At 62.6% G+C, this 25,682-nt stretch carries 25 protein-coding genes and 1 pseudogene; 5 read left to right on the plus strand and 21 right to left on the minus strand.

Annotated features, from left to right (window positions below):
* Positions 1-5: 5 nt before the first annotated feature.
* The 8 genes and pseudogenes from ureC to IB277_RS33165 all read right to left on the minus strand — a co-directional run.
* Entirely contained in the window at positions 6-1,718 is a 1,713-nt protein-coding gene (gene ureC / locus IB277_RS33130; protein WP_034794169.1) for an urease subunit alpha, read from the minus strand.
* Positions 1,719-1,721: 3 nt separating this feature from the next.
* Positions 1,722-2,366: a Urease operon accessory protein gene (locus IB277_RS33135; RefSeq protein ID WP_083523655.1), complete on the minus strand. Its 645-nt coding sequence runs from the start codon at positions 2,364-2,366 to the stop codon at positions 1,722-1,724.
* A gap of 3 nt (positions 2,367-2,369) precedes the next feature.
* Positions 2,370-2,780 carry a lysozyme inhibitor LprI family protein gene (locus IB277_RS33140; RefSeq protein ID WP_090298228.1) on the minus strand — a complete coding sequence of 137 codons (411 nt, stop codon included), beginning with the start codon at positions 2,778-2,780 and terminating at the stop codon, positions 2,370-2,372.
* Positions 2,777-3,082 (minus strand): urease subunit beta, encoded by a 306-nt coding sequence (locus IB277_RS33145; protein WP_034794182.1) that lies wholly within the window; start codon positions 3,080-3,082, stop codon positions 2,777-2,779. Before IB277_RS33145 ends, IB277_RS33140 begins: the two co-directional genes overlap by 4 nt.
* Before the next feature lie 98 nt (positions 3,083-3,180).
* Positions 3,181-3,483, minus strand: a complete 303-nt coding sequence (locus tag IB277_RS33150; RefSeq protein WP_034794185.1) for an urease subunit gamma — start codon at positions 3,481-3,483, stop codon at positions 3,181-3,183.
* A gap of 123 nt (positions 3,484-3,606) precedes the next feature.
* On the minus strand, positions 3,607-4,440 hold the full coding sequence (locus IB277_RS33155; RefSeq protein WP_090298231.1) for an urease accessory protein UreD: 834 nt from the start codon (positions 4,438-4,440) through the stop codon (positions 3,607-3,609).
* Positions 4,441-4,614: 174 nt separating this feature from the next.
* Positions 4,615-5,589, minus strand: a complete 975-nt coding sequence (locus IB277_RS33160; protein ID WP_090298234.1) for a D-glycerate dehydrogenase — start codon at positions 5,587-5,589, stop codon at positions 4,615-4,617.
* A 140-nt stretch (positions 5,590-5,729) separates the two neighbouring features.
* Positions 5,730-5,987 (minus strand): annotated as a pseudogene (locus IB277_RS33165) (alpha/beta fold hydrolase); the annotation flags it as partial.
* A 37-nt stretch (positions 5,988-6,024) separates the two neighbouring features.
* On the opposite strand from IB277_RS33165, the gene IB277_RS38755 reads away from it, so the two are divergent.
* Positions 6,025-6,156, plus strand: a complete 132-nt coding sequence (locus IB277_RS38755) for a hypothetical protein (protein ID WP_256436363.1) — start codon at positions 6,025-6,027, stop codon at positions 6,154-6,156.
* Between the two features lie 89 nt (positions 6,157-6,245).
* Here IB277_RS38755 and IB277_RS33170 read toward each other — a convergent pair whose 3' ends face one another.
* The 11 genes from IB277_RS33170 to IB277_RS33220 all read right to left on the minus strand — a co-directional run bounded on the left by IB277_RS33170 (position 6,246) and on the right by IB277_RS33220 (position 19,839).
* The gene (locus tag IB277_RS33170; protein ID WP_034798823.1) at positions 6,246-7,364 is read right to left on the minus strand and encodes a branched-chain amino acid ABC transporter substrate-binding protein; all 1,119 of its coding nucleotides are present in this window, start codon (positions 7,362-7,364) and stop codon (positions 6,246-6,248) included.
* A gap of 114 nt (positions 7,365-7,478) precedes the next feature.
* On the minus strand, positions 7,479-7,823 hold the full coding sequence (locus IB277_RS33175; protein ID WP_034798825.1) for a DUF6867 family protein: 345 nt from the start codon (positions 7,821-7,823) through the stop codon (positions 7,479-7,481).
* Between the two features lie 24 nt (positions 7,824-7,847).
* Positions 7,848-8,573, minus strand: a complete 726-nt coding sequence (locus IB277_RS33180) for an ABC transporter ATP-binding protein (RefSeq protein WP_034798827.1) — start codon at positions 8,571-8,573, stop codon at positions 7,848-7,850.
* Positions 8,573-9,457: an ABC transporter ATP-binding protein gene (locus IB277_RS33185; protein ID WP_090298237.1), complete on the minus strand. Its 885-nt coding sequence runs from the start codon at positions 9,455-9,457 to the stop codon at positions 8,573-8,575. The genes IB277_RS33180 and IB277_RS33185 overlap by 1 nt, the downstream gene beginning before the upstream one ends.
* Positions 9,457-10,842, minus strand: coding sequence for a high-affinity branched-chain amino acid ABC transporter permease LivM (gene livM / locus IB277_RS33190; protein ID WP_060520354.1), 1,386 nt, complete (start codon positions 10,840-10,842; stop codon positions 9,457-9,459). The genes IB277_RS33185 and livM overlap by 1 nt, the downstream gene beginning before the upstream one ends.
* Before the next feature lie 4 nt (positions 10,843-10,846).
* Positions 10,847-11,749, minus strand: a complete 903-nt coding sequence (locus IB277_RS33195) for a branched-chain amino acid ABC transporter permease (RefSeq protein WP_034798833.1) — start codon at positions 11,747-11,749, stop codon at positions 10,847-10,849.
* Between the two features lie 287 nt (positions 11,750-12,036).
* Positions 12,037-14,463 (minus strand): FAD-dependent oxidoreductase, encoded by a 2,427-nt coding sequence (locus IB277_RS33200; RefSeq protein WP_090298242.1) that lies wholly within the window; start codon positions 14,461-14,463, stop codon positions 12,037-12,039.
* Between the two features lie 253 nt (positions 14,464-14,716).
* Entirely contained in the window at positions 14,717-15,271 is a 555-nt protein-coding gene (locus IB277_RS33205) for a sarcosine oxidase subunit gamma (protein WP_060605195.1), read from the minus strand.
* Positions 15,272-15,281: 10 nt separating this feature from the next.
* Positions 15,282-18,239, minus strand: coding sequence for a sarcosine oxidase subunit alpha family protein (locus tag IB277_RS33210; RefSeq protein ID WP_090298245.1), 2,958 nt, complete (start codon positions 18,237-18,239; stop codon positions 15,282-15,284).
* On the minus strand, positions 18,236-18,514 hold the full coding sequence (locus IB277_RS33215) for a sarcosine oxidase subunit delta (protein ID WP_090298248.1): 279 nt from the start codon (positions 18,512-18,514) through the stop codon (positions 18,236-18,238). Before IB277_RS33215 ends, IB277_RS33210 begins: the two co-directional genes overlap by 4 nt.
* 74 nt (positions 18,515-18,588) lie before the next feature.
* A complete protein-coding gene (locus IB277_RS33220) occupies positions 18,589-19,839 on the minus strand; it encodes a sarcosine oxidase subunit beta family protein (RefSeq protein WP_034798844.1) in 1,251 nt (416 codons plus the stop codon).
* 215 nt (positions 19,840-20,054) lie between these two features.
* Here IB277_RS33220 and cysQ point away from each other — a divergent pair, with 215 nt between their 5' ends.
* On the plus strand, positions 20,055-20,831 hold the full coding sequence (cysQ, locus tag IB277_RS33225) for a 3'(2'),5'-bisphosphate nucleotidase CysQ (RefSeq protein WP_034798846.1): 777 nt from the start codon (positions 20,055-20,057) through the stop codon (positions 20,829-20,831).
* Positions 20,832-20,859: 28 nt separating this feature from the next.
* Here the strand turns inward: cysQ and IB277_RS33230 are convergent, their stop codons facing one another.
* A complete protein-coding gene (locus tag IB277_RS33230) occupies positions 20,860-21,246 on the minus strand; it encodes a response regulator (protein ID WP_034798951.1) in 387 nt (128 codons plus the stop codon).
* A 265-nt stretch (positions 21,247-21,511) separates the two neighbouring features.
* Here IB277_RS33230 and IB277_RS33235 point away from each other — a divergent pair, with 265 nt between their 5' ends.
* Positions 21,512-22,024 carry a Dps family protein gene (locus tag IB277_RS33235; RefSeq protein WP_060583003.1) on the plus strand — a complete coding sequence of 171 codons (513 nt, stop codon included), beginning with the start codon at positions 21,512-21,514 and terminating at the stop codon, positions 22,022-22,024.
* 62 nt (positions 22,025-22,086) lie between these two features.
* On the opposite strand, the gene IB277_RS33240 is transcribed toward IB277_RS33235, so the two are convergent.
* The gene (locus tag IB277_RS33240) at positions 22,087-22,842 is read right to left on the minus strand and encodes a Crp/Fnr family transcriptional regulator (protein WP_034798848.1); all 756 of its coding nucleotides are present in this window, start codon (positions 22,840-22,842) and stop codon (positions 22,087-22,089) included.
* Between the two features lie 189 nt (positions 22,843-23,031).
* Here IB277_RS33240 and IB277_RS33245 point away from each other — a divergent pair, with 189 nt between their 5' ends.
* Together IB277_RS33245 and IB277_RS33250 are read left to right on the plus strand one after the other, a co-directional pair.
* Positions 23,032-23,889 (plus strand): SDR family NAD(P)-dependent oxidoreductase, encoded by an 858-nt coding sequence (locus IB277_RS33245; protein WP_090298253.1) that lies wholly within the window; start codon positions 23,032-23,034, stop codon positions 23,887-23,889.
* Positions 23,890-23,981: 92 nt separating this feature from the next.
* On the plus strand, positions 23,982-25,538 hold the full coding sequence (locus IB277_RS33250; protein WP_060583001.1) for a VOC family protein: 1,557 nt from the start codon (positions 23,982-23,984) through the stop codon (positions 25,536-25,538).
* Positions 25,539-25,682 lie beyond the last annotated feature (144 nt).

Raw genomic sequence — 25,682 nt, forward strand, 5'->3', positions numbered from 1 at the left:
CTTGTTCAGAACAGGAAATAGCGCTGTGCCATCGGCACGACCGTCGCCGGCTCGCAGGTCAGAAGCTCACCGTCGGCGCGCACCTCATAGGTCTCCGGATCGACCTCGATATGCGGCAGGAGGTTGTTGTGGATCATCGATGCCTTGCCGATGCCGCCACGGGTGTTGCGGACCGCCACAAGCTGCTTGGCAACGCCGAGCTTGGCGGCAAGGCCGGCGTCGAGCGAGGCCTGCGACACGAAGGTTACAGACGAACTCGTGCGGTTCTTGCCGTAGGCGGCAAACATCGGCCGGTAGTGCACCGGCTGCGGCGTCGGGATGGAGGCATTCGGATCGCCCATGGGTGCCATCGCGATCGAGCCGCCGAGAAGCACGAAGTCGGGCTTCACACCGAAGAAGGCTGGGTTCCAGAGGACGAGATCGGCGCGCTTGCCGACCTCGATGGAGCCGATCTCATGGCTGAGGCCGTGGGCGATCGCCGGATTGATCGTGTATTTGGCGATATAGCGCTTCACCCGGAAATTGTCGTTGTCGCCGGTTTCCTGCGGCAGCGGCCCGCGCTGACGCTTCATCTTGTCGGCGGTCTGCCAGGTGCGGATCGCCACTTCGCCGACGCGGCCCATGGCCTGGCTGTCAGACGAGATGATCGAGAAGGCGCCGATATCATGCAGGATGTCCTCGGCGGCGATCGTCTCCTTGCGGATGCGGCTCTCGGCAAAGGCGATGTCCTCGGGGATCGACGGCGACAGGTGATGGCAGACCATCAGCATGTCCAGATGCTCGGCAAGCGTATTCTTGGTGTAGGGCCGCGTCGGGTTGGTCGAGGACGGAATGACGTTCGGCTGGCCGCAGATCTTGATGATGTCGGGCGCGTGGCCGCCGCCGGCCCCTTCCGTGTGGAAGGCATGGATGGTGCGGCCCTTGATCGCCGCGATCGTATCCTCGACGAAGCCGCTCTCGTTCAAGGTGTCCGTATGGATCATCACCTGCACGTCGTATTCGTCGGCGACACCGAGGCAGCAATCGATCGCCGCTGGCGTCGAGCCCCAGTCCTCATGTAGCTTCAGCGAGGTGGCGCCGGCGAGCACCATTTCCACCAGCGCGCCCGGCCGCGACGCATTGCCCTTGCCGGCAAAGGCGATGTTCATCGGGAAGCCATCGGCAGCCTCGATCATGCGGGCGAGATGCCAGGGACCGGAGGTGCAGGTGGTGGCGAGCGTGCCATGGCCCGGCCCGGCGCCGCCACCAAGCATGGTCGTAAGCCCGCTCACCAGCGCTTCCTCGATCTGTTGCGGGCAGATGTAATGAATGTGGCTGTCCATGCCGCCCGCGGTGATGATCTTGCCTTCGCCCGCGATGACCTCCGTGCCGGGACCGACGATGACGGTGACGCCCGGTTGCGTGTCCGGGTTGCCGGCCTTGCCGATGCCGGCGATGCGTCCGTCCTTGAGGCCGATATCCGCTTTGACGATGCCCCAGTGATCGACGATCAGCGCATTGGTGATGACGGTGTCGACGGCGCCCTCGGCGCGTGTCGCCTGGCTCTGCCCCATGCCGTCGCGAATGACCTTGCCGCCACCGAACTTCACCTCCTCGCCATAGGTCGTGAAGTCCTTCTCCACCTCGACGAAAAGTTCGGTATCAGCGAGCCGCACCTTGTCGCCGACCGTCGGGCCGAACATGTTGGCATAGGCCGCGCGCGACATCTTGTAGGGCATGGTTCAGGCTCCTTGGGACGAAGTAGAAATGGGATGGAGGCGGCGAAGACGGCCGCTGGCTGCAAGCGCATCGACATGGCGGCGCTCGGCGGCGAAGGGATGCCATTCCCAGCCGACATGGCCGAAGCCGGCAAGAACGACCTCGTCGTCGGGTGTCGCAAGATGCGCGAGCACATCGGCAATGACGATCATCCCGCTCGATGGAACGACATAAGGGGCCGGCGAAAAGCCGGCGAGATCCTGCTCCACCTGGTCGTGCACATCGACCGGGACGACGCGAAAACCGCGGTTGGTCGAACGGGCGAAGCTCTCGAAACCGACAGTGTAATCGTCGCAGAAATCGTCGAGATCCGGATGCGTTTCCGCAAGCCCGGCCCGCATGGCGGCAAACTTCGCGCCGGAGCGAACGCACCATATCTCCCGCGCCTGGCGCACGGCGGCATTCGTCTTCCAGCGACCACCGCCGAGCATGGAAATCCCCGGGCGTCCGGTATTGCAGACCGCGACGATATCGGTCCTGTGGCCACCGGAGCCGACAGAGCGGCAATCGTTGAAGCGCACGACCAGATCGGCGGCATCGATCGTTGCGCCGGCGCCGTCAGGCACCTCGCCATTGCCCACGATCATGATGACGCGGCGAGCCTGCAACGGTCAGTTCCCTTGAGCTTCGAGAAATTCGTTGAGTTCGGCGGTACGCTTCTGCGTGAGCTGGGCAAGGCAGCCTGAAACCAGCATCGGCTCCGCCTGGCCGCCTCGGGCCTGGAAACCGGCCAGCTCGCATTGTCCGTCGCGATAGCCGATCCAGGCGCGCTGCGCCGTCTTCAGCGCCTCGACCGCGCCGATATCGGCGCCTTCCAGCTCCTTGTCGACCTTCTGCGCCGCCGTCATCGCCTGCCTGTAGACCGCATTCAGTTCCGCGTCCGCCGCTTCGTATTCCCGGTAGGCGCAGTCATTCAGATCCGGCTGAGCCATCGCATTCGCGCAATCCACGTCCGGCTCATCCTCGGCGAGCGCCGGGGTGGCAAGCACCAGAAGCAAACCGAGAACCGGCAGCACTCTCATAGCTTGCCCATCACCTGCTGGCGGAAGCCATAGACCTCGCGCTTGCCGGAAAGCGGTATCAGCGTCACCTGGCGCGTCTGGCCCGGCTCGAACCGCACGGCCGTGCCGGCGGGAATGTCGAGCCGGCAGCCGTAGGCTGCTTTCCTGTCAAACTGCAGCCCCGCATTGGTTTCGGCGAAGTGATAGTGGCTGCCGACCTGGATCGGGCGGTCGCCGGTGTTGGCAACCTCGATCGTCGCCGTGTCGAGACCGGCATTGAGCTCGATCTCTCCGGCCGCAGCAATGATTTCTCCTGGGATCATGGTCTTCTCCTCAAGCCGCCCTCGGCCGGCCGCATGCTTTTATCCCGCGTTCAGGCCTCAGGCACCCTGCGCCAACAAGCCACGTACTCACCTCAAGCTTAGCGGATCGGCTCGTGCACGGTGACGAGCTTGGTCCCGTCAGGAAACGTCGCCTCGATCTGGATGTCGTGGATCATCTCGGGGATTCCCTCCATCACCTGATCGCGCGTCAGCACCTGGGCGCCCGCCTCCATCAGTTCGGCAACCGAGCGCCCGTCGCGCGCGCCCTCGACGACGAAATCGGTGATCAGCGCGATCGCTTCGGGATGGTTGAGTTTCACGCCGCGCTCCAGGCGCCTGCGGGCGACCATGGCCGCCATCGAAATCAGCAGTTTATCTTTCTCGCGCGGGGTAAGATTCATGCGTCGCCACCGGTTGTTCGTGAAGCAATTCCCTGGAAATCTGCGAAGCGATCTTCCGCCAGGAATTACAAAGTTTCAATGCGTTAGATCATTTCACTGTTTCAAATAAAAATGTGAAACGAGCTAGAGAACCCAGACTTTCGGCACAGTCTTCTGCTTGCGCAAGTGCGAAATAACCGGGATGAGGATTTTTCTGAGCGCGAAGCCATCCGGCGCCACGAAGCGGGCAACCAACTTGTCGCGGCCATGGACCTGAAAATGGCTGATGCCGACGCCCGCTGCGCCATCGACGAGCGACCGAAGACGCGGCAGCAGGGGCTCGCAGTCGGGACCGACATAGAGCAGCGTGGCGAAGGCGGCCCCACCATCGAGCACCGCCTTGCGCTGACTGAGGCGCGCGACCTCTCCTGATAGCGCCAGATTGTCCGCATGCAGCAGCTTGCCCTCGACGCGGATACGCCAGCGATCGCGGAAGAGCCCGGTTTCAACCGCCTCGCCCATCGCCTTGCGACCGAGCAGAACCGCTTCCACCGCGAGAAACGTCGCGTCGGCAGCAAGCTCCACCTCCAGCGAGCGCGATAGCGAGGCACGGTCGAAGAGGATCGTCTCCTGTGGCAACCAGTCGACACGCGCGCCGGCGGCAACCTCGATGCGCGTTTTCATTTCGACGGTATCGGCGCTCGCCTTATAGATCTTCTCGCAGGCCTGCGTCGTCACCGTCACATCGGTTCCAGCCCCCGCCGCGACCTCCCAGACCATGCGGTCGCCGCCGGTGAGGCCGCCGGAGGAATTGATGAGCACTGCCTCCATCGAGGTGTCGAAGGTCTTTGGCAGGCGGATCTTGGCGCAGCCTTCCTGGTAGAGTTCGGCAATGCGGCTGTGGCCGAGCGCCGCCTTGGCGACCAGCCGTCCCTTGCCCCAGGCCCGCTGCGGGGCGATGCGTGCTGCCTTGTCCATGTCAGACCGCTAAGCGGTGTCCTTCATTCTCGACGCGGCGCCCATGGGCGCGATCGCCTTATCTTGGCGCTATCGTCCGCATCGCGGCACGACAAGTCAAGTTATTGTTTTGCAAAGAAAATCGCCAGCATGCCGCATTTCCGTGCAGGCCCTGCGCAGAAAACGGGCAACCGCCTACGCCACCCGATCCGGCGGCTCGCGACCGTCGAAAAACGCCGTGATATTGTCGACCACCTTCATGCCCATGGCGACGCGCGTCTCCTCCGTGGCACTGCCGAGATGTGGAAGCAGCACGACATTTTCGAGCCCGCGCAGACGTTCCGGCACGTTCGGCTCCGCCTCGAAGACATCGAGCCCGGCGCCGCGGATGACGCCGTTTTCGAGCGCCGCAATCAGCGCCGGCTCGTCGATCACATCACCCCGCGCCGTGTTGACGAGGTAGGCGCCCTTTTTCATCAGCGCCAGCCGTTCGGCGTTGATCAGGTGACGGTTTTCGCCGCCGCCGGGGCAATGGAGCGACACGAAGTCTGCAACCTTCAATACGTCCTCGACCGTGTCGAGTTGACGCGCACCGTAGCGGCTTGCCTCGGCCGGGTCGATGCGCGAGCGATTGTAGAAGACGATATCCATGTCGAAGCCGAAATGACAGCGCTTGGCCATGGCCTTGCCGATGCGGCCGAAGCCGATGATGCCGAGCGTCTTGCCGGTGACCTTGCCGCCGATCATGTGGGTCGGCCGCCATCCACTCCATTCGCCGGCCCGTACCTGCCGCTCGCCCTCGCCTGCCCGCCGAGCGACCGCAAGCAGCAACGTCATGGCGATGTCGGCGGTGCAATCTGTGAGAACGCCGGGCGTGTTGGCGACGACGATGCCGGCAGCCTTGGCGGCCGCGACGTCGATGTGATTGTAGCCGACGCCATAGTTGCCGAGGATCTTCGCGCGGAGGCCGCCACCGGCGAAGAGGTCGGCCGGAAGTCGATCAGAAACTGTCGGAAGAACGGCGTCATAGGTCCGGAGTGCTTCAGCCAGTTCTGCAGCCGTCAGAGGCACGTCCCCTTCGTTCAAGGTGACGTCGAAGCGTTCGGCAAGCACCTGCTCCACCGCCGCCGGCCAACGACGGGTGACGAGAATGCGGGGTTTCGAGCTCATGCCTGCCTCCGGATCAGAATCGCTGCGAGATAGTGCACGAAACGGCGCGACGCGACAGCTATCTCAACAAGCGAAACACCTATCACGAAAAGCAAAAAAGAGGCGCCGTTGCGGGCGCCTCTTCTCGGGCTTCGGACATGTCAGGCCTTGGCGAAGGCGAGCAGGTCGGCGTTGAGCTGGTCCTTGTGCGTGTCGGTGATGCCGTGCGGGGCGCCGGCATAGACCTTGAGCTCCGCATGCGGCACCAGCGTCTTCGAGGCCCGTGCAGTCGCATCGATCGGCACGATCTGGTCGTCGTCGCCATGGATGATCAAGGTCGGGACGTCGAACTTCTTCAGGTCCTCGGTAAAGTCGGTCTGCGAGAAGGCGACGATCGAGTCATAGGTGTTCTGGTGTCCCCGGGACGAGCGGCAGGTCCGGGTGCAATTGACCGAGATGGGCAAGGCGCTGCGGCAGAAGGCAATCGACGTGCCCCGCAACCTTGGCGAAGCGACAAAGCTCGGCCCCGGCGATCTCGAGCGACTGCGCGCCGAAGTCTCGTCGCTCAGAGACACGCTATTGAAATAATAGACCGCTGCGCCAAGCGTCACCAAAAGAAAAGCCCGGCGATTGCTCGCCGGGCCCCAACCAGTCGGACACAAGGTCCGAAATCAGAACTACTCGTTCTGGAAGTAGTTGTACTTGCCGTCGTCACCCTTCTTCCAGGTGTACATGACGTAGTCCGGACGCGTGATGTCGCCCTTTTCGTCATAGCCGAGTTCGCCGATTGCGGTCTTGAACGGACCCTTTGCCTTGATGGCTTCGGCCACTGCCTGCGGGTCGTTGCCGCCGGAAGCCTTGGCAGCTTCGGCGATGACCTGGAGAGCGGCGTAGGCGTAGAGCGTGTAGGCTTCCGGTTCGAAGCCGGCAGAGCGGAACTTCTCGACGAGGTCCTTGGCAGCCGGGTTCTTGCGCGGATCCGGAGCGAACGTCATCAGCGTGCCGTCAACGGCGTCGCCGGCGATCGAGGCCAGTTCGTTCGAAACGATACCGTCGCCCGACATCAGGGTAGCCTTGAGGCCCTGGTCCTTCATCTGGCGCATGATCAGGCCGGCTTCGGTGTGCAGACCGCCGTAGTAGACAATCGAAACGCCGGCTTCCTTCATCTTGGCGATCAGCGCCGAGAAGTCCTTGTCGCCGGTGTTGATGCCTTCATAGAGGGCTTCGGTGAGGCCAGCTTCGTTCATCGACTTCTTGGTTTCGTCGGCAAGGCCCTGACCATAGGGGGTCTTGTCGTGAATGACCGCGATCTTCGCGTCCTTGAAGTTGGCAGCGAGGTAGGCACCGGCAACCGCACCCTGCTGGTCGTCACGGCCGCAGGTACGGAACGTGTTCCAGAGACCGCGCTCGGTGAACTGCGGGTTGGTGGAGGCCGGGGTTACCTGCAGGATACCGTTTTCGGCGTAAACTTCAGAAGCCGGGATGGACACGCCCGAGTTGAAGTGACCGACAACGAACTTCACACCGTCAGCAACGAACTTGTTGGCAACCGAAACGCCCTGCTTGGCATCCGAAACGTCGTCGCCGAGCACAACCTTGATCTGTTCCCCATTGATACCGCCAGCGGCATTGATGTCAGCGGCGGCCTGCTCTGCACCTTTCTGGAGCTGTGCACCGAAAGCGGCGTTCGGGCCAGTCAGCGGGCCGGCGACACCAACGAGAATATCAGCCCAGGCGCTGCCGCTGAAGGCAACCATAGCCGTCAGCGCGACCGCCGACAGAAGAGACTTTTTCATCTTGTTACTCCCAATTATTCGAGCGGGTCTCGTTACCAACCTGCGCAATGCCCACCATAGTTGCGCCGGTGTTTCTTTCGCACCGGCCGCGGCGGCCGGCGCGCGCTGTTCCCTTTATTTGGCTTTCCAGGAGAAAGGCGAAGCCTTCTCATAGAGCCAATAGTAGTTATTGGTCATTTGCTTGGTCCGGTAGTACCGGAAACCTGCGGTAGCAAACAACAAAAGTACGATCGTGTCCACGATATAGTATTGCAGGCTGAACATGGTGCCTTCGAACAGCGCATGGTGGACGAAACGGATCCCCAGTCCCAGCAACGCCACGTAGAGGATGAGCCGCGGCATGCCTTCCCAGCTTTCAGCCACGCTCTTGCCCGTGCGCCAAGCGGTCCAGCCGCCGAGCACGCAGCTTATGAAAAGAAACTGCCAGATCGACACTTCTTCGTAGAGAATTCCCTGCATGTCACTTGCTCCAGATGCGGCCGGTCAATGACGGCCGCCTTCGAGATAGGCCGCGCGCACTTCCGGATTGGCGAGCAGTTCCTTGCCGGAACCGCTCATCGTCACCCGGCCGTTCACCATCACGTAGCCGCGGTCCGAAAGCTTGAGCGCGCCGAAGGCGTTCTGCTCGACGAGGAAGACCGTCAGCCCCTCCTCCTTGTTGAGTTTCTTGATCGCTTCAAAGATGCCCTTGACGATCAGCGGTGCGAGACCGAGCGACGGCTCGTCGAGAAGCAAAAGCTTCGGCCGGGCCATCAGCGCGCGGCCGATCGACAGCATCTGCTGCTCACCGCCCGAAAGCGTGCCGCCGCGCTGCGCCTGGCGCTCCTTCAGGCGCGGGAAAAGCGTAAACACCTTTTCCACGTCCTGGTCGAAGTGCTTCAGGTTGTCGAGGCTGGCGCCCATCTGCAGGTTTTCGAACACGGTCATGCGCGGGAAGATGCGCCGACCCTCAGGCGATTGCGCAATACGCAGCCGGGCGATCTCGTGCGTCGGCATACGGGTGATGTCCTGACCTTCGAAGAAGACCGAACCGGTGCGCGCCTGCGGGCTGCCGCAGATGGTCATCATCAGCGTCGACTTGCCGGCACCGTTGGCACCGATCAGGCAGACGATTTCACCACGGTGAACTTCGACATCGACCCCGCTGAGCGCCCGGATGTTGCCGTAGTAGGTCTCGACGGCTTTGACTTGGAGAAGTGGCGCCGTCATCAGTGGGTGCCCCCCTGCCCGCCTTCGATTTCCTCGATTTGTTCGATCACCTCTTCAACCTCTTCATCCTCGACACCCAGATAGGCCGCAATGACCCTCGGATCGTTCTTCACGAAATCCGGTGTGCCGTCGGAAATCTTCTGTCCATATTCCAGGACCACCACGTGGTCGGAGATCTCCATGACCACGGACATGTCGTGTTCGATCAAAAGAATCGACGTGCCGGTATCGGCGCGAATGCTTTTCAGCAATTCGTTGAGCGCCAGAGACTCGCGCGGATTGAGACCGGCGGCCGGCTCGTCCAGGCAGAGAAGCTCGGGCCCGGTGCACATGGCACGCGCGATCTCGAGACGACGCTGGGCGCCATAGGAGAGATCGCCGGCCGGATCGTCGGCACGGTCGATTAGCGACGCCTTTTCCAGCCAGTGCTTGGCAAGTTCGATCGCCTCGCGCGATGCCTGGCGGTAGGCCGGGAAGCCGAGCAGACCGAGGAAGGTGTAGCCGGATGCCTGCATCAGCTTGTTGTGCTGCGCGACGAGCAGGTTTTCGAGCACCGTCAGACCGGAGAACATCCGGATGTTCTGGAAGGTACGCGCTACCTTGGCGAGCTTGGTGATCTCGAAGTCGGGCAGACGCTCCAGCAGGTATTCCTTGCCGGCCTTCTGCTTCATCGTGATCATGCCCATCGTCGGCTTGTAGAAGCCGGTGATGCAGTTGAACACCGTGGTCTTGCCCGCTCCGTTCGGGCCGATCAGCGCGGTGATGTCACCGCGATAGGCTTCGAAGGAGAAGTCGTTGATGGCCATGAGACCGCCGAAGCGCATCGACAGGTGCTCAACCTTGAGAATGGGGTCTTTTGTCATTGTCGTTGTCTCGCGGGCCATCAACCGTGCCCTTCCTTTGTGAAGCTGCCGGAGACTGCCTTGCGTTCGTGCAGGAAGGCTGTCGGTTCGCGTGATCCGACGAAGCCGCGCGGCTTCCAGACCATGACGACGACCATGGCCAGGCCAAAGATCAGCATACGGTAGAGTTCAGGTGTGAAGTCCGGTCCGAAGACCATCTTCAGGAAGGAAAGCTCGCGCAGGATTTCGGTGCCGCCGATCATGACGGCCGCAGCGACCGCGATGCCGGTGAGCGAGCCCATGCCGCCGAGAACCACGATCGCGAGAATGACCGCGGATTCCAGGAAGACGAAGGATTCGGGCGACACGAAGCCCTGGCGCACCGCGAAGAACGAGCCGGCGATGCCGCCGAACATGGCGCCCGTCGCAAAGGCGGTGAGCTTGGTCGTCACCGTGTTGATACCGAGCGAGCGGCAGGCGATCTCGTCCTCGCGCAACGCTTCCCAGGCGCGGCCGATCGGCATGCGGCGCAGCCGGATCGTCACGTAAGCCGTGAGCAGCGCAAGTGCCAGGATCAGATAGAACAGGAAGATCTTGTAATAGGCCGACGACATCGGCAGGCCCATCATTGCTGCAAATCCGTCCTTCGAGGCATCGAACTTGATGCCGAACAGCGTCGCCTTGGCGATACCGGAGACGCCGAAGGTACCCTTCGTCACTTCGGTCCAGTTGATCAACACCAGTCGGATGATTTCACCGAAGGCGAGCGTCACGATCGCCAGATAGTCACCGCGAAGACGCAAGACCGGGAAGCCGAGAATCATGCCCCAGAAGGCGGCGAGAATGCCGGCGACCGGAAGAAGAACCCAGAAGGACAGGCCGAAATAGGTCGACAGCAGGGCGTAGGAGTAGGCACCGACCGCGTAGAAGGCGACGTAACCCAGGTCCAGCAGGCCAGCGAGGCCGACGACGATGTTGAGCCCCCAGGCCAGCATCACGTAGATCAGGATCTGGATGCCGAAATTGTCGACCCACTTCAGCGAGCCCTGGACGCCGAAGATCGCGACGACGAGCGGCGGATAGATGAGCAGGAACGCAATCGCGAGCTTGGAGAAGTTGCGGCTGAAGAAGGTCTCCTCCTTCACCGCATCCTCGGCCTCGGCCTTGGCGGCCTTGCGCCGAGCCATGGCCGGCTGGACATAGGCAACCATCAGGAAGCGGCCGACGGCAGCGACGATCACGAAGATCGCCAGCAGTCCCCAGCGCTGGTTGAGGATCAGCTCGTTGCGGATGTTCTGGTCGGACTTGAGACCGACGAACAGCACGAAAAGGCCGAGCGAAATCAGGCCCGCGAAGACAGCCTCGCGCAGGGCCCGCGCCGTCACGTCAGTGCCGGCGCTTGCAGTCGTAGAAGCAATGTTTGCCATGGAATTATACCTTCTCGACTTCCGGTCGTCCGAGAATGCCAGACGGCTTGAAGATCAGGACGATGGCGAGAATGGAGAAGGTCGCGACGTCCTTGTAGTCGATGGTGAAATAGGCCGACCAGAGGGACTCGATGAGCCCGATCAACAGTCCGCCGAGAACGGCGCCCGGCAGCGATCCGATGCCGCCGAGAACGGCCGCGGTGAACGCTTTGACGCCAGGCACGAAACCGTCGGTGAAGACGACGACGCCATAATACATCAGATACATCGTGCCGGCGACGGCAGCGAGTGCTGCACCCATGATGAAGGTCACCGAGATGGTGCGGTCGACGTCAACACCCAGCAGCGCCGCCATCTTGCGGTCCTGTTCGGTCGCGCGCTGGGCACGGCCGAGCGGCGTCTTGTTGACGATGTACCAGAAGATCGAAAGCAGAGCCGCCGTGATGACGATGATGATGATCTGCTTCAGCGAGATGGTGATGCCGAAGACTTCGTAGACCGAAGAGACGAGCGGCGGGATCGGCTTGTTGCGCGGGCCCTGCGTCACCTGGATGAAGTTCGACAACGCAATCGACATGCCGATCGCGGTGATCAGCGGCGCAAGCCGGAACGAACCGCGCAGCGGCCGATAGGCCACTTTCTCGATCGTCCAGTTCCAGAGACCTGCGGTCAGCATGCCGACGATCATCATCAGCAGGAGAGCAAGTACAACCGGGACGCCCCCGATGAATGTTGTGAGAATAAGAAAGACAATCAAAGCAGCAAAGCCGCCGAGCATGAAGATATCGCCGTGGGCGAAGTTGATCATGCCAATGATGCCGTAGACCATGGTATAACCGATTGCGATCATACCATAAATAGACCCAAGAGTCAGCCCGTTGACGAGCTGCTGGACGAAATACTCCATCAATCTTCCCCTGGACCAGATCCATAACGGTCCGGTCTCTTGTTTTTTGAGCTCATTGTTGAGCGCTGTGTTTGCTCGATTCCATACCTCTTTCAAACGAAAAGGAAAGCTAAAAAACGCGACTTCGCCAAAAACTTCCTCGATAAAATCGATTTGACGCTTTTACAGCCAGAAAAATCAAATCTTTCGCAGCTTTCGCCCGCGAAAGCATCAACTTTAGTCGTAAAAGCGTCGGGTATTCTATGAAGCTTCGACAGCCACTTCGGTCTGCATTACACCTCGAATGCTTAGGCGCGCATGCGCTGACCGTTCGAATCGAACAGCGGATGCGGCTGAAGACGGGCCGGCAGGATCTCACCCAAGAGTTCGATCGACCAGCCATCGCTTCGGTCGGCGATCTCCTTGGGCACGTAGCCCATGGCGACCGAAACCCCACTTGCATGCGCATAGCCGCCCGATGTCACCCAGCCGCGCACGACACCGTCGAGATAGATGGGCTCGTCGCCGATGACGTCCGCATCCCTCGCATCGAGCACGAAGGTCCGCAGCCGCATCGCGCCGCCATCCGCCTTCTCCTTCACGGCCGCCGCCTTGCCAATGAAATCCGCATCCTTGCCGGTCGCGACGAAACGGCCGAGCCCAGCCTCGACCGGGCCATAGAGCGGACGATATTCGCGCGCCCAGCTGCCGAAGGATTTTTCGACGCGCAATGCATTCAGCGCCCTCAGGCCGAACAAACGGATCCCGGAAGCCGCCCCCTTCTCCATCAGCAGTTCGAAGAGATAACGCTGGTGCTCCGGTTTCATCCAGATCTCGTAGCCGAGATCGCCGGTGTAGCTGACGCGGCCGACGAGCGCGGGCGCCATGCCGAGATCCATCCGGCGGATGTCCATGAACGGGAAATCGGCGTCGGAGACATCGAGATGGGTCAGGCTTTCAAGCACATCGCGCGCCTTCGGCCCGGCGATCGACAGGCCCACCAGCTCCAGCTTCAACGCCTTCAGCGTCACCGAGCCGTCCGCAGGCAGATGCGCCTCGAACCAGCGCATGTGGTAGTCCTCGGCTATGCCGGATCCAACAAGCAGGAAATCCCCCTCGCCGAGCTTGGCAAGGGTGAAGTCGCCGATCAGCTTGCCGTCCTCCTTCAGCATCGGTGCCAATGCCATGCGCCCGACCTCAGGGATGCGGCAGGCAAGCATGCGGTCGAGCCAGGCTTCAGCGCCCTTGCCGGTGATCGCATATTTGGCAAAGCCCGATGTCTCCATCAGGCCGACGCCTTCGCGCACGGCCCGGGCCTCCGCGCCCACCGTCTCGAAGTCGGTCGAACGGCGCCAGGAGAAGGCGTCCTTCACGCCTTCGGGTGCAAACCACAGCGGCGTTTCAAGCCCGTAGGACGCGCCGAAGACGGCGCCCGCAGCCTTCAGCCGGTCGTAGATCGGCGTCGTCAACAGAGGCCTTGCCGCCGGCAGCTCCTCGTTCGGATAACGGATCGAGAAGCGACGCGAGTAGTTCTCGCGCACCTTGGCATTGGTATAGGCAAGCGTGGCGAAATCGCCGTAGCGCGAAACGTCCATGGCAAAGACGTCGAAGCCGGGGTCGCCATGGATCATCCAGTTGGCAAGCGCCAGGCCGACGCCGCCACCCTGGCTGAATCCGGCCATGACGGCGCAGGCCGACCAGAAATTCCTCAAGCCCCGCACCGGGCCGACCAGCGGGTTACCGTCCGGCGAGAAGGTGAAAGGACCGTTGATGATCTTCTTGATGCCGGCCTTGTTGAAGGCCGGGAAGTGCCGGAAGCCGACCTCGAGTTCGGGCGAGATACGGTCGATGTCCTCGGCGAGAAGTTCATGGCCGAAGTCCCAGGGCGTCGTGACGGGCGACCACGGACGACACGCCTTCTCATAGGTGCCCATCAGCATGCCGTTCCGCTCCTGGCGGAGATAAATCTCGCCGTCGAAATCGACACAGTGCATCAGCTCCTTGCCGCGCGTCTGGTTGAACTCGATGACCTCGGGCATGTCCTCGGTGATGAGATACATGTGCTCCATAGCGAGCACAGGCAGCTCCAGCCCCACCATGCGCCCCACCTCGCGGGCCCAGAGGCCGGCGGCGTTGACGACATGCTCGGCGACAATCTCGCCCTGGTTGGTGATCACCCGCCAGCAACCGTCTTCCCGCTGCACCAGATCCTCGACCTTGGTGTGCAGATAGATCTCCGCACCGTTCTTCTTCGCCGATTTGGCATAGGCATGCGTCGTGCCATAGGGATCGAGATGCCCCTCGACCGGATCGAACACCGCACCGACGAACTGGTCGGGATCGAGCAGCGGCATCAGGTCATGCGCTTCCCTGGGCGTCAAAAGCTCGGCTTCGAGCCCCATGTAGCGGCCCTTGGCAAGGATCGACTTCATCCAGTCGAAACGTTCCTTGGTGGCGGCGAGCATCATGCCGGAGGTCATGTGCAGGCCGACATCCTGGCCGGAATACGCCTCGATCTCCTTGTAGAGCTCGACCGTATATTTCTGCAGCTTGGCGACGTTCGGGTCACCGTTGATCGTGTGCATGCCGCCGGCCGCGTGCCAGGTGGAGCCGGAGGTGAGTTCCGATCGTTCAAGCAGCACGGCATCGGTCCAGCCGAATTTCGTCAGGTGATAGAGCACCGAACAACCGACGACACCGCCTCCGATAACGACGACCTTGGCATGGCTTTTCATGCGTACACTCCGTCTCCCCATGCTCCTGTCGGAGGCATGGCCAAATTGTCAGGAAGAAACTCAGGCACGGCCACCACTTGCTTCAGAGACAGAAGTGCAAGCGGCGAATGATGAAAGCCTAGTCAGAAAGACGGCGCCGATAAAGACACGGCTGCGAAGGACGCTTGTCCATTTCCGCCGTTTGCTGGCGGATGGGCGACCTGTTTGCGGCATTTCATGCCGCATTTGATTTCGACCTCTTGAAGGGGCCGTTTCAATCCGAGAAGGCGGCGGTGAGATCGAAGGCCCGCCCCATCTTCATCAGGTCGTCGAAGAGCGATTCCGCATAGCTCCGCGGCACGATCAGCTCGAACGTGTCCTCGTCCGTCCGGGCGAGATTGACCGGGATGTGACCGCACAGCGCATTGGTGCTGCCGCCAACCGTGAAGGCTGAGGGATGAAGATCAAGGCCGATGCCCTTGGCGAGGATGCTGCGCACGTTCGGGCCGGCGATCCGGAAGACGACGCGCCCATCGCTTTGGTCGACAACATAGGCACCGCCGTCGCAAAGCTCTTCGAGCCAACGCACGAGCCCGCTCGGCGCTTCCACCTCGGAGACGACAATCCATTCCCCCGGTGCCGAAAACCGCATGGACAAGTCGGACTGTGCGGCGATCGCCTCACGCACGGTCTCCTCCCGGCCGGCGCGCGCAAGAACCGTCGCCATCGTGCGCCAATGCCCGACCATCAGGTGGTCGGCCGCCGGCGACATGGGTGCCGATCGCAGTTTCTGCTCCAGTGCGTGGCGGTTGTTGTAGTCGCGAACCATCACCGCCTCCTCAGGCCTTCAGCTTTGCATTTTGCGGATCGACCAAGACCGGGTCGCAGACCTCGGCGACGATCTCCTGATCGCGCAGCTTGTCGAACACCACGACCTTCTCGCCATAGCGTTCGCGCCCGGATTTCAGGAAGGCAAGCGCGATGGCGTGGCCCAGGACCGGCGAGAAACCGGCCGAGCTGACCCAACCCTGATCGTTCAGCGTCGAGGGCTTGGTCCCCTCCTTCAGAAGATGCGCTCCGGCCCGCATGTCCTTGTCGGCATCGACGGGCTTCAGACCAACAAGCTGCATGCGATCCGCCGCCGTCAGGCCGTAGCGCGTCGACAGGCGCTTGCCGATGAAGTCGGTCTTCTGCATCGAGAGCATTCGGCCGAGCCCGGCATCGTCTGGCGTCACGCGACCGTCGAATTCCGCATGCGTCAGCAGACCCTTCTCCAGCCGCAGCACGTTCAAGGCTTCGACGCCATAGGCACAGATTTCATGCGGCCGGCCGGCCTCCATGATCTGGTCGGCCACCGCCTCGCCATAACCTGCCGGCACCGCCAGTTCGAAAGCCAGCTCCCCGGAGAAGGAAATGCGGAAGAGCCGCGCCGACACGCCGCTTTTCAGGACGATCTTGCGGGCGGACAGGAACGGAAACGCGCCATCGGAAATATCGCCATCGACGATCTGCTGCAGCACCGCGCGCGCTTTCGGACCAGCGATCGCCATCTGCGCCCATTGGTCGGTCGACGAGGTGAAGCGGACTTCGAGTTCAGGCCAGAGCGTCTGGGCGCAATATTCCAGGTGCGCCATGACGGGACCGGCCATCGCCGTCGTCGTGGTGACGAAGAAATGTTCCTCGTCGAAGCGGCTGACCGTACCGTCGTCGAAGACGAAACCGTCTTCGCGCAGCATCAGACCGTAACGCGCCTTGCCGATCGGCAGCTTCAGGACCGGGTTGCAATAGAGACGGTTGAGGAACTCCGCAGCGTCGGGGCCGAAGACCTCGATCTTGCCGAGGGTCGAGACGTCACAGAGGCCGACATTGGCCCGCACGTTCAAGACTTCGCGATCGACGCTGTCGCGCCAGGTCTTTTCGCCGGCGCGCGGGAACCAGGCGGAACGATGCCAGAGCCCGGCCTCGACGAAGGTCGCGCCATTTTTCATCGCCCAGCCATGCAGCGGCGACTTGCGCGCCGGTGCTGCATGCTCATCGCGCGCCGTGCCGGCAAGTGCACCGAAGGAGACCGGGGTGTAGAACGGCCTGAAGGTGGTGGTGCCGACCTCTGCCGGGCTGACGCCGCGCATGCCGGCAAGAATGCCGACGGCATTGATGTTGGAAAGCTTGCCCTGATCGGTCGCCATGCCGCTGGTCGTGTAGCGCTTGGCGTGCTCGACATGGCCGAAACCTTCGCGCAGCGCCAGGCCGAGATCCTTCGCATGCACGTCGTTCTGGAAGTCGACAAAGGCCTTCGATTTGGCGCCCGGTACATACCAGAGCGCTGAAAAGGACGTGGCCTCTTCGCCATCGACGACCGGTGCTGCGGCCGAGCTGGCGCTGAAACCGAGGTCGGCCGCAATCGCTGCGGCCTTCTCCGCACCATCGGACAGGCAGCCCGAGAGCGTGTAGACACCGTTTGCAGCGCCCACGGGACGCAGGCCGCCACCGACATCAGGTGCGACGAAGGCCTTCAATTCCTCCGACCAGCCCGGTCTTGCGCCGCGCTGGCAGGCAAGATGCACGACAGGGCTCCAGCCACCGGACATCCCCAGCGCATCGCAGGCGATCAGTTCCTCGAAGCCGGAGCGTTCGACGACGATGCCCTTGAGGCGCTGCCTGCCCTTCGTGTCGACGATCGAGGCCGAGCGGATCACCCTGACACCCTCGGGCGCCTGATCGGTCGCCTCAGCGCGGGCGTCGACGATCGCCGCGATGGCGACGCCCTTGGACGCAAGGGCCCGCGCTGTGCGGTACCCGGCGCTGCCGCTGGTAGAGATCGTGACCTGCTTGCCGGCGGCCACACCATAGCGCTCGGCATAGGTGGTCATGGCGCCCGCCATCATCACGCCGGGCCTATCATTGCCGCCGAACACCAGCGGGCGTTCCTCGGCACCGGTTGCCATCAGCGCGCGCTTGGCAACGATGCGCCAGACACGCTCGCTCACGAGCTTCGAAGACGGTTCAGCGACGTGTTTCTGCACGCGTTCAACCGCGCCGAAGACGTTGTCGTCATACCAGCCGAAGACCGTGGTGCGCGAAAGCAGCGTGACATTGGGCAGCGCTTGCAGTTCGGCGACGGTGCGGTCGGCAAAGACCGATGCCGGCGCGCCGTCGACGGTCTCGCCGGTCGCAAGCAGGGAGCCGCCGAGCCGGAAATCCTCGTCGGCGACGATGACCCGAAGGCCGGCGCGGCCGGCCGTCAGTGCTGCCATCAGGCCGGCGGGACCGGCACCGACGACGAGCAGGTCGCAGAACGCCCAGGACTTCTCGTAGCTCTCGGGGTCGCGCTCCAGCACCGCCCGGCCGAGGCCGGCGGCGCGGCGGATGAAGGGTTCGTAGACGCGCTCCCAGAACTGCTTCGGCCACATGAAGGTCTTGTAGTAGAAGCCGGCGCCGAGGAACGGCGAAAGGACGCCGTTGACCGCCCCGACATCGAAGCCGAGAGACGGCCAGCGGTTCTGGCTTTTGGCAGTCAGCCCGCCATAGAGTTCGGCGACGGTCGCCTTGGTGTTGGCATCGGTGCGGGCACCAGAGCCGAGGGTGACGAGCGCGTTGGGCTCGGAGGGCCCGGCGCTGACGATGCCGCGCGGCCGGTGGTATTTGAAGCTGCGGCCGACGAGCAGCTGGTCATTGGCAAGAAGTGCGGAGGCGAGCGTATCGCCGGAAAATCCGCGCAGCGGCCGGCCGTCGAAGGTGAAGCTCAACGTTTTGCTGCGATCGACGAGGCCGCCGGAGGAAAGACGATAGCCGGTCATCGCGCAGCCCTCCGCGCAAACTCGGCCGCATCGACGACGGAATAGACCTCGTGGGTGGCCGTGTCGCGCTCGACCACCAGGAAGCGGCGACAGCCGGCGATGTGATGCCAATGCTCCAACGTGCGCCCACGCGGGTTGGCGCGCACATAGACGTAATCATGCCAGGCCTCGTCCGAATCCATGGGCTCGGGACGGCCGCGCGAGGCGTCGCCGCGGATCGCGAATTCTTCCTTCGGTCGGACCCCGCAATGCGGGCAGGTAATCAGGCTTGCCATCGTCTTCCGTGTCCTGAAGCCGCACTCCGGCTTCCTGTTCATTCCATACGAGCCGGCGGGCCGGCCGTGTCCTGTCAGTGAAGGTTGGGCTGCGGGCCGGCGCCGGCCTCGTCGACGGCATAGCCGCGGGCGAAGCGATCGAGCCTCAAGGCGCGCGCCACCGGATGGGTGTCGTTCTTGGCGATCAGGTGGGCGAAGCAGTAGCCGGAGGCCGGCGTCGCCTTGAAACCGCCGTAGCACCAGCCGCAGTTCAAGTAGAGATTGTCGATCGAGGTGCGGTCGATGATCGGCGAGCCGTCCATGCTCATGTCCATGACGCCCCCCCAGGCGCGCAGCACCCGAACGCGCGACAGGCCGGGGATCATCGTCACCCCCTCCTCCATCACGTGCTCGGCGGTCGCCAGATTGCCGCGCTGGGCATAGGACGAATAGCCGTCGATCTCGGCGCCGAAGACGAGGCCGCCCTTGTCCGATTGCGAGATGTAGAAGTGGCCGCCACCATAGACGATCACGTGATCGATGCAGGGCTTCAGCCCCTCGGTCACGAAGGCCTGCAGCACATGGCTTTCCAGCGGCAGCTTCAGATCCGCCATTTCGCCGACGCGCGAGGTGTTGCCGGCCGCCGCCAGCGCCAGCTTGCCGCAGCCGATGAACCCCTTGGTCGTTTCGACGCCGGTGACGACACCGTTTTCGCGGCGAATGCCGGTCACTTCGCAATGCTCGATGATGTCGACACCATGCTGGTCGGCGCCGCGGGCATAGCCCCAAGCGACCGCATCATGCCGCGCGGTACCGGCGCGGCGCTGCAGCAGGCCACCGAGGATCGGATAGCGGGCGTGATCGTAGTTGAGGAAGGGGATCATCTTCTTCAACTGCTCACGCTCGATGAGCTCCGCTGCCACGCCTTCCATCCACATGGCATTGCCGCGGCGCACATAGGCATCGCGCTGGCCGTCGCTGTGGTAGAGCATGATGACGCCGCGCTGCGACAGCATTACATTGTAGTTGAGATCCTGCTCCAGCCCCTCCCAGAGCTTCATCGAGAACTCGTAGAAGGGTTCGTTGCCGGGCAGCATGTAGTTGGAGCGCACGATCGTCGTGTTGCGACCGACATTACCCGAGCCGAGATAGCCCTTTTCCAGGACCGCGACGTTCTTCACGCCGAATTCCTTGGCGAGATAATAGGCGGTCGAGAGCCCATGGCCGCCGCCGCCGACGATGATCACGTCATAGTGGGATTTCGGCTGTGGCTGGCGCCAATGCGGTTTCCAGTTCAGGTTTCCGGAAAGGGCGTTCCTGACAAGCGAGAAGGCGGAATAACGCATGAAGGCATCCAGTTCAGTTGCGCCGGCACATTTGCACAGCCGGAACGCGGAAGCAAAGACGCAAAGCCTCTCGCAATTGCAAAAAAGCTTGAGATGCTCCGCCCCGCAGATCAGTTGCGACCACGCGTAAAGAGCCGCCTGCCATGTCAAAAGCATGGCTATAATCTTCCTCTCAATATGCTATGGGCCTGATGACGGACCGAAAGACAGGGCGAATGCTGGAGATACTGCAACAATCGGCAATAACGGCGGGTCGGGCCATTCTCGACATCTACAATGCCGGGCCGGAGGTCACGCACAAGCCTGACTGCTCGCCGGTCACCGATGCCGACACGACGGCCGAACGCATCATCCTGGCAGACCTCGCCTCCGCCTTTCCGGACATCCCCGTGGTCGCCGAGGAAGCGGTGTCCGCCGGCTTCGTGCCGGAGATTTCCGGCAAGTCGTTTTTCCTTGTCGATCCGCTCGACGGCACCAAGGAATTCATCAGCCGCAACGACGACTTCACCGTCAACATCGCGCTGATCGAAAACGGCGCGCCCGTCGCGGGCGTCGTCTACGCCCCGGCGCTTGGAATCCTCTATGCGGCACACCATGGCAAGGCGGTAAAGTCGGTTATTGATGGCAGCTTTCGCCTGACCGAAGAAACGATCATCGGCTGCCGCAGCTGCGGGGATCGCATGGTGGGGCTCGCCAGCCGCTGGCACAACAGCGCCGAGACGATCGACTACCTCGAAAAACACGGCATCGCCGATTACCGGACGGTCGGCTCGTCCTTGAAATTCTGCCTGCTCGCCGAAGGCGTGGCCGACGTCTATCCCCGCTTCAGCCGGACGATGGAATGGGACACCGCCGCTGGCGACGCGATCCTGAGGGCCGCCGGTGGCGAAACGCTGACGATGGATGGCACGCCGCTTACCTACGGCAAGCGCAACCAGAAGGACGACAGCGACTTCGCCAATCCCTGGTTCGTATCGCGCGGCAAGCCCTGAGCAGGTCGCGCAAGGGCTGAGCCGGTTCCTAAGCCTCTCTCGTCTGGATCCCAGCGGCGATCAGCTGGCCGATCGATTTCTCGTTAAAGGGTTTGTCGATCCGCGGAACGTGCCTGAGATAGGTCGGGAAGTGCTCGGCATCGCCGTAGCCGCTGGTGAAGCCGAACGGCATTCCGCGGGCAAGCATGGCATCGGCAACCACGAAACTCGTGTGATCGCCGAGATTGACGTCGAGGATCGCAAAATCGAAGGCCTGGAGCGCCAGCAGCTCCAATGCCTGGTTCGCATTTCCGGCGATCGTAACCTGCAATATTCCGAGAGAAGCGAGGATTTCCTCGACGTCCATGGCGATGATGAAGTTGTCCTCGAGAACGAGGACCGTCCGGACGGACGGTGAAAGCTCGGCCATGTCAATGCACTCCATTTTTCACGCACAGCGACGGCAGTCATCGTCGCTGCAGGCGCATTTCCAGGCGGAATGCCGTCCAGAGTCCCGGAACCTCCACTGAGGCAACGGCAACGACTGAGCTTAGGCTCCAATGGCCTGACCTGGCATTTAAAAAAGACATGTGAGCGTCATGACGGGATCGGGAACAACCCTTTCGTCGCGGCGTTCAGTTCATGCGGCGTGGCCTCGGCCGCCTCCGCTCGACATTCCAAGACAGAAATGGAGCAGAAGAATGAAACAGACTGCCGCCGTGCTGAAGCCCAAGGTCAGGGACGAAGAATTCGACATCGGCCTGACGAAGGCCTATCGCCAGCAGATGGCAACCGCGCTTTCCGATATCCTTGCCGATACCTACAAGCTGGTGATCAAGAGCCACATCTACCACTGGAACGTGGTCGGGCCCCTGTTCAAGCCGCTGCACGAACTGACCGAAGAGCACTACAACGCGCTGTTCAAGGCAACCGACATCATTGCCGAGCGCATTCGCGCCCTTGGCCACCTGGCGCCGGCGAAGCTCGCCGAAGCAAAAACCTTCGCCCCCAGCGCCGCCTCGGTCAACCACACGACGGCGGCCGAGATGGTGGCAGACCTGATCACCGATCACGAAGCGGCGGCGCGGCGCATACGCGAGGCCGGCACCAAGGCCGATGAAAACGGCGACCTGGTCACGACGGACATGCTGACCGATCGCCTCAACTTCCATGAAAAGGCTCTGTGGATGCTGCGGGCGATCGTTGCCGCCTGATCTCCCCCACCTTGACATCGATGCGGCCCTGGCGCCGCATCGATCGGCTTCGACTGGGCACGTCAGATGAACGGCCGCTTGGGTTCGCGGAGCCCTTCCCAGCCTGAAACCGCGAGCAGGCCGTCGATGTCGCGGACATTGCAGCCCTTCTCCGCCCAGCGGATCAGGCCCCGTTCGGCAAGTTTCTTCAAAGTCTTGTTGGTGTGAACGATCGAAAGACCCAGCGTGTCGGCCACATGCTGCTGGCTGATCGGAATGGCGACGCGGCTGTTGCTGAAGAGGTCGAGTACCTCCGCCCGCTGATAGAGGAAGGCGATGAGATAGGCCGCCCGCTCCAGCGCGGATCGGCGGCCGATGCTCAAGAGGTTTTCATCCAGAATGCGCTCCTCGCGTGCAGCGATCCAGGTGAGATCATAGGCAAGCTCAGGGTAGTTCTCGAACAGGCGGTTGAGCTTGCCGCGCTCGAAGACGCACAGAGTGACGGGCGACAGCGCTTCGATCGAATGCTGCATCTCCCCCATCAGGCTGCCCTGCAGTCCGATCAGATCGCCGGGCATCACATAGTTGAGGATCTGGCGGCGGCCGTCATCGAGCATTTTGTAGCGGAAGCCCCAGCCGGAAAGCACGGTGAAAAGGTGCGCACTGTGCGCGCCTTCGACGAGTATGGTCGCGCCACCATCGACCGCCAGTTCGCCAGTCTTGAACTGCGAAACGAAGGCAAGTTCTTCGCCGGTAAAGGCACGAAAATGATCGAGCTTGCGCAAGGGACAGCTTTCGCAAGGGGTGCGCTTTTCGTTGCGGGCTGTCATTTCGTTCATCGTTCCATCCACCGCATGCGTTCGTTCAGGCATTTGCGTCCAAAACTGCAAGTAGCGCCGGCATCGCAGGTGACAAGATACAACCCTGAAAACACTTGGTTTTCCGAAGCGCCATCGTTGCCATGATCATGGACAGCCAGCCCTTCGCGCCCTATCTCTTGCACTCGACCCCGCCACAGGAGCTTCACCATGTCCCACCCTGCCTTCGCCCCCGGCAATGTCGCTGTCGTTACCGGTGCTGCTTCCGGCATCGGCATTGCGGCCGCCAGACACTTCGCGACGCTCGGCATGTACGTCGTGCTCACCGACCTCGCGGGCGACAAGCTGGAGAAGGCGGCCGCCGAAGTCGCAGCCGCCTCGCCCGGCGGGGCGCGGCACGTCACGGCCATCGCGACAGACGTCTCGCGGCTCGACACGCTGGAAGCGCTCGAGCGGGAGGTGCATCAGCGGCTCGGCGACGTGCATGTGCTCATGAACAATGCCGGCATTCAGCCCGGTAGCGCGATCCTCGGCCCCTTGGCCGCCTGGGAGGCGACGCTCGGGGTCAATCTCTGGGGCGTCATCAACGGTTCGCGCGTCTTTGCATCCCGGATGATCGCCCACGGCAAACCGGCCGTCATCATCAACACCGGCTCGAAACAGGGCATCACCACGCCGCCCGGCGACCCGGCCTACAACGTCTCCAAGGCGGCCGTGAAGGTCTTTACCGAGGCGCTGGAGCACGAGCTGCGCAACACCGCCGGAAGCCAGGTCCACGCGCACCTGCTGATCCCCGGTTTCGTCTACACCGGGCTGACGGCTGGCGGCCGCACGGAAAAGCCCGCCGGCGCCTGGACGTCGGAACAGACGGTAGACTTCATGATGGAGAGCCTGGCGCGCGGGGATTTCTACATCCTCTGCCCTGATAACGACGTGCCACGCGCGACCGACGAACGGCGTATCCTGTGGGCCGCCGGCGACATCGTCGCGAACCGGCCGCCGCTGTCGCGCTGGCATCCGAAATATGCGGATGCCTTCAAGGCATTCCTCGACAAGGATGGCGATTGATCCTCCTACGTTGACACTGCGTTCTCGGCGACCCTTCTGGTGCTGGCGGGACACATCGTGTTTTGTGGGACGACGATAATGAGGGACTAAGAATGACGAGCGGCATCCATCACATCACCCTGATTGCCCGGAAGGTCCAGGCAAACGTCGACTTCTATGTCGGCTTTCTTGGCTTGCGCCTCGTCAAGCGGACGGGCGGCTATGAGGACGCCAACCAGCTGCACCTTTTTTACGGCGACGCCGAGGGTTCGCCGGGTTCGCTCGTGACCTTCCTGATGTGGGAAGACGGCGGCCGCGGCCGCGTGGGCCATGGCCAGCCGAGCGAAATCGCGTTTGCCATCCGGCCGGAGAGTATCGGCTTCTGGCTGACCCGCGCGCTGCAGTTCAACATCGCCACGTCAGGGCCAGCGCAGGAGTTCGGTGAGCCGGTGCTGCGGCTCAAGGATCCGGACGGTGTCATCGTCAAGCTCGTCGGCACCGAGTTGGTTTCGGGTGCGGCCCCCTGGAGCCCGCGCGATATCCCGGCGGAAGACGCCATCCGCCGCCTGCGTGGCGCCACGATCCTCACGGAAAAGCCGGAGGATTCCGTTCGCTTCCTGACGTCCCATTTCGGTTATACGGAAACCGGCGCAACCGACGCGATCCGGCGGCTCACCTCCGCCTCCGGCGACACCATCGACGTGCGCAATGCAAGCGGCTTCTGGACGTCTGCCCCCGGAACCGGAACGATCGATCACATCGCCTTCCGCGCGCCCGACCGAGCCGCCGTGGAACGGGTGCACGAGGACCTGCAACGGGATGGCGCGGGCGCGATCAATGCGCATGACCGCAAATACTTCTATTCGCTCTACGTCCGCGAACCCGGTGGGTCGCTCTACGAACTGGCCAGCGACGTGCCCGGCTTCACCGTCGACGAACCGAAGGAAACACTCGGCACCGAACTCTTCGTGCCGGCGCATTTCAGCGCCGCGCGCGAAGAAATGCTGCTGGCCATGCCGCAGTTCGCCCTGCCGGGAGAACCGCGGCTGACCGAGCGCGACCTGCCCTTCGTGCACCGCTTCTATCACCCTGGCGTGCTGGATGACCGCACCTTCATGCTCTTGCACGGCAGCGGCGCCAACGAAACGCAGCTTCTCCACCTCGCCCATCAGGTCGACAGGCAGGCGACGCTTGTCGGCATTCGCGGCCGGTCGAACGAGGAGGGAACGCCGCGCTGGTTCCGGCGCTATTCGCCGACGACCTTCGACCAGAAGGACGTGCGGTCGGAAGCCGAGGCCTTTGCTGCCTTCGTCGAGGGTGCCCGCGACGGCTACCGCATCGATCTGGAGAAGACGGTTTTCATCGGCTACTCCAACGGCGCCAATCTTCTGGTGGCCCTGATGCTGTTGTATCCGGGGCTCGTGCGCAATGTCGTACTGATGCGCTCAATGCTCGTCCTCGACGACGTGCCGCCGCCGGATCTCTCGGGTACGAAGGTGCTGCTCCTGACCGGCAAGCACGACAGCTACGGCGACTTCGCTCCACGCCTCAGGGAAGAGCTCGTCCGCACGCGCGCGGATCTGACCGCGGTCGACCTCGACATGGGCCACGAGATCGGCGCGCCAGATATCGCGGCTATCCAGCAATGGCTGCAGGATAAGGGCCTCTAAGCGTTTCTGAGGTCGTTTCGGCGAATGCTTTCGAGAAATCCAACAGCGCTCGCTCCCTCACCCTCATGCTTGGGCTTTGCCCGAGCATCCATACCCAGTCCTGTCCGCGATGTCCGGGGCAGCCTTAGCGCCTCACTGTGTCGG

This window comes from Ensifer sp. ENS07 (genome assembly GCF_014852185.1).
GTDB classification, from domain to species: Bacteria; Pseudomonadota; Alphaproteobacteria; order Rhizobiales; family Rhizobiaceae; genus Ensifer; species Ensifer adhaerens.